This is a genomic window from Pseudomonas sp. TE3911 (assembly GCF_054062775.1).
Window position 1 is genome coordinate 2,534,464 of sequence record NZ_JBSSFP010000001.1, and the last position, 14,585, is coordinate 2,549,048.

The 14,585-nt window shown below is 62.1% G+C and carries 14 protein-coding genes; 9 read left to right on the forward strand and 5 right to left on the reverse strand.

The window, feature by feature from the left end; translation table 11 throughout:
* Positions 1–21 precede the first annotated feature (21 nt).
* The 3 genes from ACVWXD_RS11600 to ACVWXD_RS11610 all read right to left on the reverse strand — a co-directional run bounded on the left by ACVWXD_RS11600 (position 22) and on the right by ACVWXD_RS11610 (position 2,484).
* Positions 22–936, reverse strand: a complete 915-nt coding sequence (locus tag ACVWXD_RS11600) for a FecR domain-containing protein (protein ID WP_457371041.1) — start codon at positions 934–936, stop codon at positions 22–24.
* On the reverse strand, positions 933–1,451 hold the full coding sequence (locus ACVWXD_RS11605) for a sigma-70 family RNA polymerase sigma factor (protein ID WP_457371042.1): 519 nt from the start codon (positions 1,449–1,451) through the stop codon (positions 933–935). Before ACVWXD_RS11605 ends, ACVWXD_RS11600 begins: the two co-directional genes overlap by 4 nt.
* A gap of 91 nt (positions 1,452–1,542) precedes the next feature.
* Positions 1,543–2,484 (reverse strand): LysR family transcriptional regulator, encoded by a 942-nt coding sequence (locus tag ACVWXD_RS11610; protein WP_032891124.1) that lies wholly within the window; start codon positions 2,482–2,484, stop codon positions 1,543–1,545.
* Between the two features lie 115 nt (positions 2,485–2,599).
* Here ACVWXD_RS11610 and ACVWXD_RS11615 point away from each other — a divergent pair, with 115 nt between their 5' ends.
* The 9 genes from ACVWXD_RS11615 to ACVWXD_RS11655 all read left to right on the forward strand — a co-directional run bounded on the left by ACVWXD_RS11615 (position 2,600) and on the right by ACVWXD_RS11655 (position 11,959).
* Positions 2,600–3,895, forward strand: coding sequence for an MFS transporter (locus ACVWXD_RS11615; protein WP_099602831.1), 1,296 nt, complete (start codon positions 2,600–2,602; stop codon positions 3,893–3,895).
* A 16-nt stretch (positions 3,896–3,911) separates the two neighbouring features.
* Positions 3,912–5,096 carry an L-rhamnonate dehydratase gene (rhmD, locus tag ACVWXD_RS11620; protein WP_095184994.1) on the forward strand — a complete coding sequence of 395 codons (1,185 nt, stop codon included), beginning with the start codon at positions 3,912–3,914 and terminating at the stop codon, positions 5,094–5,096.
* A 10-nt stretch (positions 5,097–5,106) separates the two neighbouring features.
* Entirely contained in the window at positions 5,107–5,907 is an 801-nt protein-coding gene (locus tag ACVWXD_RS11625; protein ID WP_181643643.1) for an aldolase/citrate lyase family protein, read from the forward strand.
* Between the two features lie 10 nt (positions 5,908–5,917).
* Positions 5,918–7,351, forward strand: coding sequence for an aldehyde dehydrogenase (aldA, locus tag ACVWXD_RS11630; RefSeq protein WP_032891120.1), 1,434 nt, complete (start codon positions 5,918–5,920; stop codon positions 7,349–7,351).
* A gap of 69 nt (positions 7,352–7,420) precedes the next feature.
* On the forward strand, positions 7,421–8,296 hold the full coding sequence (locus tag ACVWXD_RS11635; RefSeq protein ID WP_122754017.1) for an amidohydrolase family protein: 876 nt from the start codon (positions 7,421–7,423) through the stop codon (positions 8,294–8,296).
* A complete protein-coding gene (rhaM, locus tag ACVWXD_RS11640; RefSeq protein ID WP_177326465.1) occupies positions 8,296–8,616 on the forward strand; it encodes an L-rhamnose mutarotase in 321 nt (106 codons plus the stop codon). Before ACVWXD_RS11635 ends, rhaM begins: the two co-directional genes overlap by 1 nt.
* 39 nt (positions 8,617–8,655) lie before the next feature.
* A complete protein-coding gene (gene rhaT, locus ACVWXD_RS11645) occupies positions 8,656–9,714 on the forward strand; it encodes an L-rhamnose/proton symporter RhaT (protein WP_032891118.1) in 1,059 nt (352 codons plus the stop codon).
* Positions 9,715–9,742: 28 nt separating this feature from the next.
* Positions 9,743–10,513, forward strand: coding sequence for an SDR family NAD(P)-dependent oxidoreductase (locus ACVWXD_RS11650; protein ID WP_181643644.1), 771 nt, complete (start codon positions 9,743–9,745; stop codon positions 10,511–10,513).
* A gap of 123 nt (positions 10,514–10,636) precedes the next feature.
* Positions 10,637–11,959, forward strand: a complete 1,323-nt coding sequence (locus tag ACVWXD_RS11655) for a carbohydrate porin (RefSeq protein ID WP_260367195.1) — start codon at positions 10,637–10,639, stop codon at positions 11,957–11,959.
* 21 nt (positions 11,960–11,980) lie between these two features.
* On the opposite strand, the gene ACVWXD_RS11660 is transcribed toward ACVWXD_RS11655, so the two are convergent.
* Both ACVWXD_RS11660 and ACVWXD_RS11665 read right to left on the reverse strand, forming a co-directional pair.
* Positions 11,981–13,426: a mechanosensitive ion channel family protein gene (locus ACVWXD_RS11660; protein WP_181643646.1), complete on the reverse strand. Its 1,446-nt coding sequence runs from the start codon at positions 13,424–13,426 to the stop codon at positions 11,981–11,983.
* A 169-nt stretch (positions 13,427–13,595) separates the two neighbouring features.
* Entirely contained in the window at positions 13,596–14,462 is an 867-nt protein-coding gene (locus tag ACVWXD_RS11665) for a pirin family protein (RefSeq protein ID WP_457371043.1), read from the reverse strand.
* Between the last annotated feature and the right edge of the window lie 123 nt (positions 14,463–14,585).

Below are 14,585 nucleotides of genomic sequence, written 5' to 3' on the forward strand. Positions count from 1 at the left end.
GCCCGCTCGCCACAACGCGCATCACGCCTTGCGCAGGCTCACCCAATAACGCGTTCGGTATTGCACGTCCAGCGCCAGGGTCGAGGCCAGCAGGTTGAGAATGCGGTCGGTGTCATCCAGGCGGAAACTGCCGATCACCCGTAGCGTTTCCAGGCGCGGCTCCCAGCGCAACACGCCAGGGCGATAGCGCTCCAGCTCCCTGAGGAAATCCCCCAGTGGCTGGTTCTGCGCGGTCAGTACACCGTCGCGCCAGCCCAGTTGCAGCACATCAAACAACGCCCGGGCACCCAGGCCGCCGGCCTTGAGCGGCGCTTGCTGGCCTGCTTGCAAGGTCGCCATCTGGCCGCTCAGGTCGCGCACCTGAACCGTGCCCTTGAGCACCGAGACCAGACAACCGGACGCCAGTTGCCGTATGCACACGTCAGCCTGACTGACGAGCAATTGGCCGTAGCGGGTTTGCACCGTCATTGCCGCCGCGCCCGGCACCGTCAGCGCCAGTTCACCGTCGACCAAGCTGACCCGTCGCTGGGCCATATCTACGTCTACCGCCGTGGCGGTGTTGAGTTGCAGACTGGCACCATCGGCCAGCGGCAGGCGCTTGCGCTCGCCAGTAGCGGTACGCAGGTCGGCACGCCAAGTGTCGATGGGTAATTGCCGGCTGATCAGCCACGCCGTCGGCAACAGTGCCGCCACACCCAACGCACGCTTGAGCACCGCACGCCGGCCCGGTTGCGGGCGGTCGAGGCTGGCCATGGCCAGAGCCTGGGGCAAAGCGCTGAAGCGTTGGCGCAGGGATTGGGCTTTCTGCCAAGTCTGTTCATGCTGGGGATGGCTGTCGCGCCAGTGCTGCAGCGCGGCATGATCACGCTCGGTGGCGGCGCCGGACTCCAGCAGCGCCAGCCACTGGGCAGCAGCGCGGGCGACGTCGCGGCTCAAAGCTCCACCAGCAGGCAATGTTCATACGCCTGGGCCATGTAGCGCTTGATCGTGCGTTCGGACACCTCAAGCCGTTCGGCAATCTCGCGATACCCCAGACCCTCCAACTGGCTCCATAGAAAGGCGCGGCGTACAAGCACCGGCAAGCCATCGAGCAACTCATCCAGGGCTTGCAGGGTTTCCAGCATCAGCCAGCGCTGTTCGGGGGACGGCACGCAAGCTTCGGGCAAGTTGGCCAGGGCGTTCAGATACGCCTGTTCCAGGCTGCGGCGCTGATGGAAGTTCACCAGCAGGCGCTTACCGACCGTCACCAGGTACGCCCGCGGCTCCTGCATCTGTGCAATCGGCTGCGCACTGGCCAGTACGCGCAGAAACGTATCCTGGCTCAGGTCGGCCGCATCCCAGGCATTGCCCAGGCGCCGCCGCAGCCAGCTTTCCAGCCAACTGCGATGGTCGCGGTATAGGCTCGATAGCGTCAGTTCGGGGGCGTGCGTGGGGACAACAGCATCATTCATGGCAACAACCTGCACGGCGCGATTGAGTCTCAAATGAGATTCATTCTATTTAATATCGTGCCGGGACACCATGATCTTTTCAACCTCGCGTTTACAGCATCGCCGCCCTCTGCCGCAGCAGGTCAATAAACAAGCCCAGTTCGCGGCTCACCCCCTCGCCCTTGCGCAACAAGATGCCAAACGGCGCCAGCCGCACGTCCAGGGCCACCGGCAGCGCGACCACCAGGCCCATTTTCAGATAATCACGCAAGGCACTTTCCGACAGCACCATCACCGCGTCCGTCAGTTGGATCAACTGCTGCATGGAGTACACCGAGCTGCATTCGATGATGTCCGCCGGGCTTGGCAGCGCCAGGTCTTGCAGGGCCTGGTCGAAACCGATGCGCGCCGGGCTTGTTTGCGGTTGCAGGATCCACGGCCAGTCGCGCACCAGCTCTGCCAGGGATAGCCGGCCGCGTCGGACCAATGGGTGGCCGGCATGCACCACCACCAGCAGGCGCTCGTTGCCCAGGGGTTCGAAGCTGTAGTGCTCGCTGTCGGTGGCGGCGGTGCGCCGGGAGATGGCCAGGTCGATGCGCCCCTGCTCCAGCAGTTGGATCACCTGGTCGCTGGTGTCGCCCATGATGCGGATACGCAGTTGCGGATTGAGCGCCTTGATCTGCGCAATGCAGTCCATCACCAAGTCCGGCGCGGCGCCCATGATGGTGCCGATGGACAAGTAGCCATACCCGCCCTGCTGGCGCGCCATCAGGTCTTCGGCGCAACGGTCGAGGCCACTCAGCGCCGACTCGGCAAAGTTGATCAGTTGCTGGCCCAGCGCCGTTGGCCGCATCCCCCGTGGCAAGCGCTCGAACAGGTCGCAGCCGAACATATCTTCAATCTCGCGCAGCATGCGCGTGGCCGCCGGTTGCGACATGTTCAGGGCCTGGGATGCACGGTGCAGGTTCTGACTGGAACTGAGCGCTACCAGCATATGCAGATGCTTGTAGCGCAGGCGGTTGAACAAGCTGCGGGAGAGGACGGGACTACTCATAAATTCCTTATTACCGATACCCTGAGGGTATCACTTGTAAGCGAGATTCGATTTGTAGCGTATTGCTCGGCCGCCGTACAGTCCGTTCCATAAGAACAAAACAACGGACTCCATCATGAAAACCCTGCCCGCGCCCCTGCTCGCCAAGATTTCCTGGCGACTGCTGCCCTTCCTGCTACTGATGTACATCATGGCGTTTCTTGACCGTGCCAACGTCGGCTTTGCCAAACAGGCCTTCCAGGCCGATACCGGCTTGAGCGATGCCGCGTTTGCCTTCGGCGCCGGTGTGTTCTTCGTCGGCTACGCGCTGCTGGAAGTGCCGAGCAACCTGATCCTGCACCGTGTCGGCGCCCGTCTGTGGATGTGCCGCATCATGGTCAGTTGGGGCCTGATTTCGGCGGCGATGGTGTTTGCCCATAACGAAACCAGCTTCTACGTGCTGCGTTTTTTGTTGGGCGTGGCCGAAGCCGGATTCTTCCCCGGCGTGATCCTCTATCTCACCTACTGGTTCCCCCAGGCCGTGCGCGGCAAGGCCATGGGCTTCTTTTACTTCGGCGCCCCCCTGGCATTCATTGTCGGCAGTCCGTTGTCCGGCCTGCTGCTGGAGATGGACGGTTTCGGCGGTATTCACGGCTGGCAATGGCTGTTCGCCGTGGAAGGCTTGATGGCCAGCGCCGTGGGGATCTGGGCCTACTGGTACCTGGACAACCGCCCCGCCGACGCCAAGTGGCTGAGTGTGGATGAACGCCAGCAAATCCAGACCTTGCTGGACACGGAAGACCAACACAAAACCTCCCACGGCCGCAGCCTGCTCAACGTGCTGTGCCAGCCGTCGGTGCTGTACCTGTGCCTGGTGTATTTGCTGATCCAGGCCAGCGTGTACGGCGTGGTGTTTTACCTGCCAACCCAAGTGGGCGGCCTGCTCGGCACCAAGGTCGGCTTGATGGTTGGGCTGGTCTCGGCGATTCCCTGGATCTGCGCACTGTTTGCCGCCTGGTGGATTCCCGGTTATTCCGACCGCACCGGCGAACGCCGCCGCACCGCTTGCCTGACCTTATTGATGGCCGCCGCCGGCATTGCTTGCTCGGTGACCTTCGCCAACCCGCTGCTGGGCATGCTCGCCTTGTGCTTTGCCGCCTCGGGTTTTATCGCGGTGCAGCCGGTGTTCTGGACCTTTCCTTCCAGCTACCTGGCCGGCAGTGCCGCTGCTGCGGGCATTGCGCTGATCAACTCATTCGGTGCCCTCGGCGGCTTCATCGCGCCGGTCATCAAGCACTGGGCCGAAGGCGCCTTCCATTCTCCGGCAGCCGGTTTGTACCTGCTGTCCGCCACCACGGTACTGGCTGCATTGCTGGTACTGGGCATCCATTCACCCGGCCGCACTGCATCGAACACGCAGGCCACTGTTTAACGTCAGGAGTCACACCATGGGTCATCTCACCATCAAACACGTGCGCGCCTTTGTATTGCGAGGCGGCGGCGCCGATTACCACGACCAGGCCGACGGCCACTGGATCGACGATCACATCTCGACGCCCATGAGCAAATACCCCGAGTACCGCCAGAGCCGCCGCAGTTTCGGCATCAACGTACTCGGCACGCTGGTGGTGGAGATCGAAGCCAGCGACGGCACTGTCGGGTTTGCCGTGACCACTGGCGGCGAACCGGCGGCGTATATCGTCGAGAAACACCTGGCGCGCTTTATCGAAGGCGCCCGCGTCACTGATATCGAAAAGATCTGGGACCAGATGTACCAGTCCACCCTCTACTACGGTCGCAAGGGCCTGGTGATCAACACCCTTTCCGGCGTCGATCTGGCGTTGTGGGACTTGCTCGGCAAAATCCGCCAGGAGCCCGTGCATCAGTTGCTCGGCGGTGCGGTACGCGACGAATTGCAGTTCTACGCCACCGGCGCCCGCCCGGACTTGGCGCAGAAGATGGGTTTTATCGGCGGCAAGATGCCCCTGCACCACGGCCCCAGCGAAGGCGAAGAAGGCCTGCGCAAAAACCTCGAACAATTGGCCGACATGCGCGAAAGGGTCGGCCCGGACTTCTGGCTGATGCTCGATTGCTGGATGAGCCTGGACCTCAACTACGCGACCAAACTCGCCATCGGTGCCCATGAACACGGGCTCAAATGGATCGAAGAAGCCCTGAGCCCGGACGATTACTGGGGCTACGCAGCCCTGCGCAACAATGTGCCCAAGGGCATGCTGGTGACGACCGGCGAACACGAAGCCACTCGTTGGGGCTTCCGCATGCTGCTGGAAATGGGCTGCTGCGACATTATCCAGCCGGATGTCGGCTGGTGCGGCGGCCTCACCGAGCTGGTGAAAATCTCGGCCTTGGCCGATGCCCATAATGCGATGGTCGTGCCCCACGGCTCGTCGGTGTACAGCTACCACTTCGTCGCCACCCGCCATAACAGCCCGTTCGCCGAATTCCTGATGATGGCGCCGAAGGCCGATGAAGTGGTGCCGATGTTCCACCCGCAACTGCTCGGCGAACCGGTGCCGGTGAATGGCCGCATGCGCTTGTCGGTGCTCGACAAGCCCGGTTTCGGCGTAGACCTGAACCCGGATTGCCAACTGCACCGTCCGTACAATCGCTGAGGAAAACGCCATGAATATGCCCCGTAATGGCTTCAAGGCTGCCCTGGCCAAGGACGCCACCCAATACGGCATCTGGGCCGGTTTCGCCACCGGCTACGCCGCCGAGATCGTCGCTGGCCTCGGTTATGACTGGATGCTGATCGACGGTGAACACGCGCCCAATACCGTGCCCAGCGTGCTCAACCAACTGCAGACGGTGGCGCCCTACGCTACCGCGCCGGTGGTACGCGCGGTGAATGGCGATGCCAGTCTGATCAAGCAACTGCTCGACGTCGGCGCCCAGACGCTGATGATCCCCATGGTGGAAACCGCCGAACAGGCTCAAGCCCTGGTGCGCGCCATGCGTTACCCACCCCATGGCATTCGCGGCGTCGGCGGCGGTTTGACCCGCGCCACACGCTGGGATGGTGTGGCGAACTACCTGCAAACCGCCCACGAGGAGCTGTGCCTGATCGTCCAAGTGGAATCACGCCTGGGCGTGGAAAACGTCGCAGCCATTGCCGCCGTGGAAGGCGTGGACGCGGTGTTTATCGGCCCCGCCGACCTCTCCATCGGCCTCGGCCACGCCGGTAACCCCGGCCATCCCGAAGTTCAGGAACGCATCAAATACGCGGTGAACGCCACCCTCGCCGCCGGCAAAGTCAGCGGCATCCTGGCGCCTAACGAAGACGACGCTCGCCGTTACCAAGCCTGGGGTTGCCGTTTTATCGCAGTGGCCATCGACATCAGCCTGTTACGCCAGAGCGCGTTGGCCACCCTCGCCCGCTATCGCCCGGTTGCCGACGCGCCCACACCATCACGTACTTACTGAGGAGCTGCCCATGTCATCCGTTCCCGTGTACCAGAACTTCATCAATGGCCGCTTCGTCCCCAGCGAAGCCCATCTGGATGTACTCAATCCGGCCAGCGGCGCCTTGCTGTCCAAGGTGCCCGCCTCTACCGCCGCTGACGTCGACCAAGCCCTCGCTGCGGCGCGCGGTGCGCAAAAAGCGTGGGCGCGCAAGCCGGCCATCGAACGCGCCGGGCACTTGCGCCGCATCGCCGCCAAGCTGCGGGAAAACGTCGCGCACCTGGCGCGCACCATCACCCTGGAACAGGGCAAGGTCACTGGCCTGGCCGAAGTCGAAGTGAATTTCACCGCCGACTACCTCGACTACATGGCCGAATGGGCGCGGCGCATTGAAGGCGAGATCATCACCAGCGATCGGCCCAACGAAAACATCTTCCTGTTCCGCAAACCCTTGGGCGTAGTGGCGGGCATCCTGCCGTGGAATTTCCCGTTCTTCTTGATCGCCCGAAAACTGGCCCCGGCGTTGCTCACCGGCAACACCATCGTGATCAAGCCCAGCGAAGAAACCCCGAACAACTGCTTTGAGTTCGCCAAGCTGGTGGCCGAGACCGACCTGCCCGCCGGTGTGTTCAACGTGGTCTGCGGCGACGGCCAGGTCGGCGGCGCACTCACCGCCCATAAAGGCGTGGACATGATCAGCTTCACCGGTAGCGTCGCCACCGGTTCGCGCATCATGGCCGCCGCTGCGCCAAACATCACCAAGCTCAACCTGGAACTGGGCGGCAAGGCTCCGGCCATCGTGCTGGCAGACGCCGACCTGGAGCTGGCAGTTAAAGCCATTCGCGACTCGCGCATCATCAATACCGGGCAAGTGTGCAACTGCGCGGAGCGGGTATACGTGGAGCGCAAGGTCGCCGACCCGTTCATCGAGCGCATCAGCGCGGCCATGTCAGCCACGCGCTACGGCGACCCGATGGCCATGGCCGACGCGGAAATGGGCCCACTGATCAACCGCCAGGGCCTGGAAAACGTCAACCGTAAGGTGCGCACCGCACTGAGCCAGGGTGCCACGCTGATCAGCGGCGGACAGATTGCCGACCTCGGCGCGGGCTTTCACTTCCAGCCGACGGTATTGGCCGGGTGCCGCGCCGACATGGAGATCATGCGCGAAGAAATTTTTGGCCCGGTGCTGCCGATCCAGATTGTCGACGACCTCGACGAAGCCATCGCCATGGCCAATGACTGCGACTACGGCCTGACCTCATCGATCTACACCCGCGACCTTGGCAAGGCCATGCACGCGGTGCGCGAGATCGACTTTGGTGAAACCTACGTCAACCGCGAAAATTTCGAGGCCATGCAGGGCTTCCATGCCGGGGTGCGTAAATCCGGGATCGGCGGCGCCGATGGTAAGCATGGCCTGTACGAATACACCCATACCCATGTGGTGTACCTACAGAGCTGAGGTGGTGAAGCGGGCCAGTGCGCGTTAGCGTGCTGGCCCTTCCTGAGAAAATCCCACAAGGATTGCGCAATGCCTCTGATGCCTTACAGCGGCCCCATCATCGATAGCCACTTGCACCTGTTCGACCCGCGTCGCCCCCAAGGCATTCCGTGGCCCGAGCCGGGCAATCAACTGTATGCCGCCCATTTACCGAGCGATTATTGGGCCTTGGCCAGCTCACACAATGTGGTCGGCGCCATTGCTGTGGAAGCCAGCCCATGGCGTGACGACAACCGCTGGTTGCTCGAAACCCTACGCAGCGACCCGCGTATGCTCGGGTTCGTTGGCAATCTGGACCCACTGCACGCCGACTTCGCCGCCGACCTCGATGCCTTGGCGCAAGAGCCGCTGTTCCTCGGCTTGCGCTACGGCAACCTGTGGGACCGCGACCTGCTGCAAGACCAGACGCGCCCCGGTTTTATCGACGGTCTGCGCCAACTGGCCGCCTGTGGTCGGGGCCTGGACAGCGCCAACCCGAACCCGCGTTTGATCAAGGGTTTGTTGCACCTCAGCGATACGCTGCCCGAGCTGCGCATCATCGTCGACCACTTGCCCAATGCTCAGGTACCGGCCGGTGAAGAGGCGGCGTATCACGCCGACCTGTTGCGCCTGGCGCAGCGGCCGAACGTGTTCGCCAAACTCGCGGAAATCCCACAGCTCGGCCCCCAAGGTCTGATCGTCGATACGGCGTTCTACAACGACCGCCTGGCGGTGTTGTGGGAGGCGTTTGGTGACGAGCGCTGCTTCTTCGGCAGCGACTGGCCCAACAGCGATCACCTGGCCGATTTCGCCACCACCCTGGGGCTCGTAAAAAGCTGCATGGCGGACAAATCCGAGGCGGTGCAAGGCCAGTTTTTTCTGCACAACGCAGTGCGTATCTACACCCCGACCCATGGAGCGCCGTGATGCAGACCCGTGCCTTTCGCATGAACCTCAACCCGGGCCAGGCCGATGAATATCGCCGACGCCACGACGAAATCTGGCCGGAACTGGCCCAAGCCCTGCTGGACGCCGGCGTGGTGGACTACCGGATTTTTTTTGACGAGCCCGCCAACACGCTGTTCGCCGTCCTCACCCATGAAGACGCCCACGGCCTGGATGAGCTGCCCGGCACCGCGCTGATGCAACGCTGGTGGACTTACATGCAGGACATCATGCCCAGCCACGCGGATGCCTCGCCGATCAGTGTCGACCTGCTGCCCATGTTCCACCTGGCCCGCCCCTGATCTAACTGACCCACACAACAATAAAAAGGATTCGACTACGTGGAAATCATTCTCCTCGGTGTGATTCTGCACTTCATCGGCGGCTTCGCCTCCGGCAGTTTTTACATCCCCTACAAGAAGGTCCGCGGCTGGGCCTGGGAAAGTTATTGGATCACCGGCGGCCTGGTGTCCTGGTTGATCGTGCCGCTGATCGCCGCGCAACTGACGGTGCCGGGCTGGGTGGACATTCTGCGCAATGCCGACACCAGCACGCTGTTGTGGACCTATATGTTCGGCGTGTTGTGGGGCATCGGCGGGCTGACCTTCGGCCTGACCATGCGCTACCTGGGCCTGTCCTTGGGCATGTCGCTGATCATGGGCCTCACCTCGGCCCTCGGAGCGTTGATGCCGGCGCTGTACCGCGACCTGTTCACCGATGCAACCGAAGGCACCTTGACCTCGATGCTGGCCTCCCAGGGCGGGCATTGGGTGTTATGGGGCGTGGCGGTGTCACTGGTCGGTATCGCAGTGTGCGGCAAGGCTGGATTGATCAAGGAACGGGAAGTGTCCCAGGCGGTGAAGTTCGCCAGTGTCAGCGAATTTTCCCTGGGCAAGGGCATGCTGGTGGCAGTGATTTCCGGGGTGCTCAGCGCCTGTTTCAGCTACGGCATTTCTGCCGGACGCCCGCTGGCCGCCGCGGCGGTGGAACATGGCGCCAACAGCCTGTTCCAGAACAACGTGACCTTTATGGTGATCATGTGGGGCGGCCTGACCACCAACGGCATCTGGTGCCTGTGGCTGAACTGGCGCAACCGTACCTTTCATAACTACACCGATCGCAGCACGCCGCTGCTGGGCAACTACCTGCTGGTGGCCATCGCCGGCACGCTGTGGTTCTTGCAGTTTTTCTTCTACGGCATGGGCGAAAGCCGCCTGCAGAACGACGCCAGTTCCTGGGTGCTGCACATGTCATTCATCATCATCGTGTCCAACTGCTGGGGCCTGTATTTCCGTGAATGGCACGGCACCAGCGCCGCTAACAAGGGCGTACTGGTGGCCGGGATCGCGGTGATCCTCGGCGCCATCGCCATGGTCGGTTACGGCAATTACCTCGGCTGATGCCGCTAATTTTTGAAGGAGTGTTTTTATGTTGCTTGCAGACAAAACCGTGATCATCACCGGCGCCTCCCGTGGCATCGGCCGCGCCGCCGCCCGTGAATGTGCGCGCCAGGGCGCCCGTGTGGTCATCGGCCACAGCGGCAGTAGCCAAGGCACCGAGGCGGCGTATTCGCTGATTGAAGAGATCAAGGCGTTTGGCGGCAAGGCCGTTGAAGTGGGAGGCGATGCGGCCGACCCGGACACCGGCGACAAGCTGGTGGCCGGCGCCGTGCAAGCCTTCGGCAGTGTCGACGTGTTCGTCAACAACGCCGGCATCTGCCCGTTCCACTCGTTCCTGGATATGCCCCGCGAGGTCTATCTGAAAACCGTCAACACCAACCTCAACGGCGCCTACTTCGCCGTGCAGGCGGCGGCCAACCAAATGAAAAACCAGGGCCGTGGCGGCGCGATCATTGCCGTCAGCTCCATCAGCGCGCTGGTCGGCGGCGGCATGCAAACCCACTACACGCCGACCAAGGCTGGCCTGCATTCGTTGATGCAGTCCTGCGCAATTGCACTGGGGCCCTATGGCATTCGCTGCAACTCGGTACTGCCGGGGACCATTGCCACCGACATCAACAAGGAAGACCTGGCCGACGAGGAAAAGCTCGCCTACATGACCTCGCGCACGCCGCTGGGTCGCTTGGGCGAACCGGATGATGTGGCAGGGCCGATCGTGTTCCTCGCCTCGGACATGGCGCGCTATGTGACCGGCGCCTCGTTGCTGGTGGATGGCGGGTTGTTCGTTAACCTCCAGTAAAACCGCACTCTCAAACACCCAAGAACCAATGTGGGAAGGGACTTGCTCCCTCCCACAGGGGGTCTCTGTGTGCCTGAAATTTGTGTTGTACCTGATAAAAACAACAATCCCAGGAGTACTTCCATGCGCACCACCCTCCCCCTGGCCCTGCTCTGCAGCGCCATGTCCACCTGTGCCTTCAGCGCCGGCCTGCTCGATCCCAACTCCCCGGCCATGCTCGGCGACTGGAGCGGCCTGCGCCCCCAATTGGCCGAACAAGGCTACGACTTCACCCTCAAATACGTCGGCGAAGTCGGCTCCAACCTGGGCGGTGGCTACAACTCCCACACCACCGCGCGCTGGAGCGACCAGTTGATCCTGGGCGTGAACATGGACCTGCAAAAACTCCTCGGCTGGCAGGACGCGACCTTTCGCATCGGCATCGGCGAGCGCCATGGCAAGGACATCACCAACGACCGCGTGCACCAACCCAACGCCACGGGCCTGACGTCCACCATGGAAGTGTTCGGCGGCGGCAACGCCTGGCGGCTGTCGCAGTTCTGGTACGAGCAAAAGTTCTTCAACCGGAAATTCGCCCTCAAACTCGGTCGCTTTGGCCATGGTGAAGACTTCGATCAGTTCCCCTGCGAATTCCAGAACGTCACCCTGTGCGGTTCCCAGGAAGGTAACTGGAACGGCGTGTGGAACAGCTTCCCGATCAGCCAGTGGGCAGTGCGCGCCAAGTACCAATTCACCGATGAGTTCGCCATGCAGGTCGGCGCCTACGATAAGAACCCTGGCAACGCCGAGGCCAGCAATGGCTTCAAACCGTTTATCAGCGGCTCCCAGGGCACCAGTTTCCCTATCGAAGCCATCTGGAAAGGTCAGATCCAAGGCCTGAATTCGGAGTACCACGCCGGTTACTACTACGCCAACGCCGACACCAAGGACATGCTCAAGGACGCCGACGGGAACTACGCTGCCAGCTCGAAAAAGCCCTATCGGATGTATTCCAGCAACAGCGGCTGGTGGCTGTCGGGACAGCAACAATTGACCACCGTCGACGGCAACAGCGCGCGCGGGCTCAACGTATTCGCCAACCTGACGGTGAATGACCCGGACAAAAGCGTGATCAAGAACCTGATCCAAGTCGGCCTGATCTACCGTGGCCCGTTCGATTCACGCCCGAACGACACCATCGGCCTTGGCGCGTCGAAGTTGCAGGTCAGCGACCGCTATACCCGCAACACGCAGACGCTCAACGCGGCCAATGGCGTCAGCGATATCGACGATCCGCTTTACGTGCCCGAGCAGCGCCGCGAGTACAGCTACGAGATCAACTATGGCGTGCAGGCGACCCAATGGCTGATGGTGCGGCCTAACCTGCAATACGTGAAATACCCCGGCGGGCTCACACAAACCCGCGGCGCGGTGGTCGGTGGCGTGCAGTTTATTGTTGATTTCTAGATACCCGTGCCAGCGCGCCCCTCAAAGACCGCGCTGGCGAAGCCATTGCAAAAAGCCCTTCTTGACCGGTACCACTGGCGCGTCTTGGGTCAGCACCTGAGCGGCGTGCAAGCGGAAATCCAACAGGGTTTTCATGGCGTCGGCGATGTCGTGCCGCGCGTCCAGGCACGGCGTCAGGTACGCCTTCTCGATGCGGTACAACGTGCAGAACGTCTTGGCGGTGAAGTCCGCCAAGGCCGCTTGCTCAGTCAGAATCCCCGCTTCGCCGATCACCTCGCCGGGGCCCATGCGCCCGGCTTCGAACGCGTGGCCGCCCTTGATCAGCATCACCGACACCACACCCGACTCGACGATAAACAAATGATCGCTGACCTCCCCCGCCGGCAGGATCATCTCGCCGGCGCGATAGGTGTGCAGGGTCATGTTCTGGCTGAAGATGTCCTTTTCCTCCTGGCGCAAAGTGGAGAAAATCGACGAACTGTCCAACAGTGCCCGCGCCGGAGAGGTCGGCACTGGGGTCGCGCTTTCGACGGCGGACAACAGGCTCACGCCCGCTGCCTGCAGGTGCCGGAACGCCAAGTCGTAGAGTTGGTTGCGCACTTCGCGCTTGAGGGTCATGGTCGGCACGAACCCGCTGATTTCATACTCCACGCCGCCACTGGCGGAAGTCTTGAACGCCACACTCGGCGCCGGTTTGGCCAGCAGCGGACGGCAACCCTGCATGGCCCGCTCCAGCGCTTCGATCACCGTTTGCGGCCGTGCATGGGGGCTGACCTGCAGGCTGACCGCCAGGCCAAACATATCGGCCGGGCGCGAAAAGTTGATGATCTTGGCCTTTGCCGCCAGGGAGTTGGGAATCACCGCCATGCTGCCCTGGGAGGTTTGCAGGCGCGTGGCGCGCCAGTCGATGTCCGTGACCCGGCCTTCAGTGCCGTCGATGGAAATCCAGTCATCCAGTTGATAGGGCTTGGTGGTATTGAGCACGATCCCGGAAAACACATCACTCAAGGTGCTTTGCAACGCCAGGCCGACAATGATCGCCACCGCGCCGGACGTGGCCAACACGCCCTTGACCGGCAGATCGAGCACATAGGCCAGCGCGGCAATGATCGCGATCAGGAAAATCACCGCGCCCATCAGATCCTGCAACAGCCGCCCGGTGTGGCCAACCCGCTGCATCATCAACGCACCGAGCAACACCGTCAGCGTACGCGCCGCGAACAACCACCAACCAATCTGCAACGCCGTGGCGGCCATGTGCAACGCGGTGTTGTCGGCGTAGGGCGCGACGAGCATGGGGTTCATGCCGTCGTTGAACAGCACGGCACTGAAGACTGCAAAGATCACCAACCGCGCTGCGAGTTTCCAATTAGCCAGGTTGGCGGAGATAAGTCGCCACACGGCGATGTCGATAAGGATCAGCGCCAGGGCGCACAGCATCGGGTGATCGGAGATAAATGAGGGCATCCAGGCGACTCCAGGGCGAATGACGGGAAGATCGCATGAATTGAGAACACTGGAAAACAAAATGTAGAAGCCGGCTTGCCAGCGAAAGTATCGACTCGGTGTGCCAGGGACACCACGGTGATGCTATCGCCGGCAAGCCGGCTCCTACCCTTTTGTTTACGGCTAACTGTCAGGCATGCATCTGCCCAAATTTACCCGATTGGAAATCCGCAAACGCCTGATGAATCTCCTGCTCGGTGTTCATCACAAACGGCCCGTGCCCGACGATGGGCTCGTCAATCGGTTCGCCGCTGAGCAGCAGCACCTTGGCGGCGTCGTTGGACTCCAGGACCAGTTGCGTGCCATCGCGCTCAAACAACGCCAGTTGGCCTTGGCGCGCGACTTCTTCGCCATTGACCAGCACAGTGCCGCGCAGGATCACCAGGGCGGTGTTGCGCCCGGCGTGCAAGTCCAGGGTCACGGGCTTGCCGGCGTTAAGACGCAGGTCCCACACGTCAATCGGCGTGAAGGTGCGTGCGGGCCCTTTGGCGCCGTCGAACGCTCCGGCGATCAGGCGCAGGTGCCCGGCGTCATGGGGCAGCGCAAGCACGGGAATATCGCCATCGACAATGGTCTGGTAACCGGCGTCGGCCATTTTGTCCTTGGCGGGCAAGTTGACCCACAGTTGCACCATCTCCAGCGCGCCGCCTTTACGGGCGAACGCTTCGGAGTGGAATTCTTCATGGAGAATGCCTTTTGCGGCCGTCATCCATTGCACATCGCCGGGGCCGATGGTGCCGCCTGCGCCGGTTGAATCACGGTGCTCGACTTCACCGTCGTAGACGATGGTCACGGTTTCAAAGCCGCGATGGGGGTGTTGGCCTACGCCGCGACGTTGTTCGGTGGGGGTAAATTCGGCCGGACCGGCGTGGTCCAGCAGCAGGAATGGGCTGATGTGTTTGCCCAGGTTGTCGTAGGAAAACAGTGTGCGCACCGGGAAACCGTCGCCGACCCAATGGGCGCGAGGGCTGGTGTAGATGCCGATGAGTTTTTTCATGGTGATCCTCCAAAGTGCATACACCTTAAAACCGATAACAATTGAGCGGTAGACGGCTAAAACACCCTAGAGCGTCCTACTGATGGAACGGAGTACCAGTGCCCCACCATAAAAACCGCGTTA

Coding starts and splice junctions, on each gene's coding strand:
- ACVWXD_RS11605 (WP_457371042.1), bottom strand. CDS start 1,451: ATGAATGATGCTGTTGTCCCCACGCACGCCCCCGAACTGACGCTATCG.
- ACVWXD_RS11615 (WP_099602831.1), top strand. CDS start 2,600: ATGAAAACCCTGCCCGCGCCCCTGCTCGCCAAGATTTCCTGGCGACTG.
- ACVWXD_RS11610 (WP_032891124.1), bottom strand. CDS start 2,484: ATGAGTAGTCCCGTCCTCTCCCGCAGCTTGTTCAACCGCCTGCGCTAC.
- ACVWXD_RS11660 (WP_181643646.1), bottom strand. CDS start 13,426: ATGCCCTCATTTATCTCCGATCACCCGATGCTGTGCGCCCTGGCGCTG.
- ACVWXD_RS11665 (WP_457371043.1), bottom strand. CDS start 14,462: ATGAAAAAACTCATCGGCATCTACACCAGCCCTCGCGCCCATTGGGTC.
- rhaM (WP_177326465.1), top strand. CDS start 8,296: ATGCAGACCCGTGCCTTTCGCATGAACCTCAACCCGGGCCAGGCCGAT.
- rhmD (WP_095184994.1), top strand. CDS start 3,912: ATGGGTCATCTCACCATCAAACACGTGCGCGCCTTTGTATTGCGAGGC.
- ACVWXD_RS11625 (WP_181643643.1), top strand. CDS start 5,107: ATGAATATGCCCCGTAATGGCTTCAAGGCTGCCCTGGCCAAGGACGCC.
- ACVWXD_RS11635 (WP_122754017.1), top strand. CDS start 7,421: ATGCCTCTGATGCCTTACAGCGGCCCCATCATCGATAGCCACTTGCAC.
- aldA (WP_032891120.1), top strand. CDS start 5,918: ATGTCATCCGTTCCCGTGTACCAGAACTTCATCAATGGCCGCTTCGTC.
- ACVWXD_RS11650 (WP_181643644.1), top strand. CDS start 9,743: ATGTTGCTTGCAGACAAAACCGTGATCATCACCGGCGCCTCCCGTGGC.
- ACVWXD_RS11655 (WP_260367195.1), top strand. CDS start 10,637: ATGCGCACCACCCTCCCCCTGGCCCTGCTCTGCAGCGCCATGTCCACC.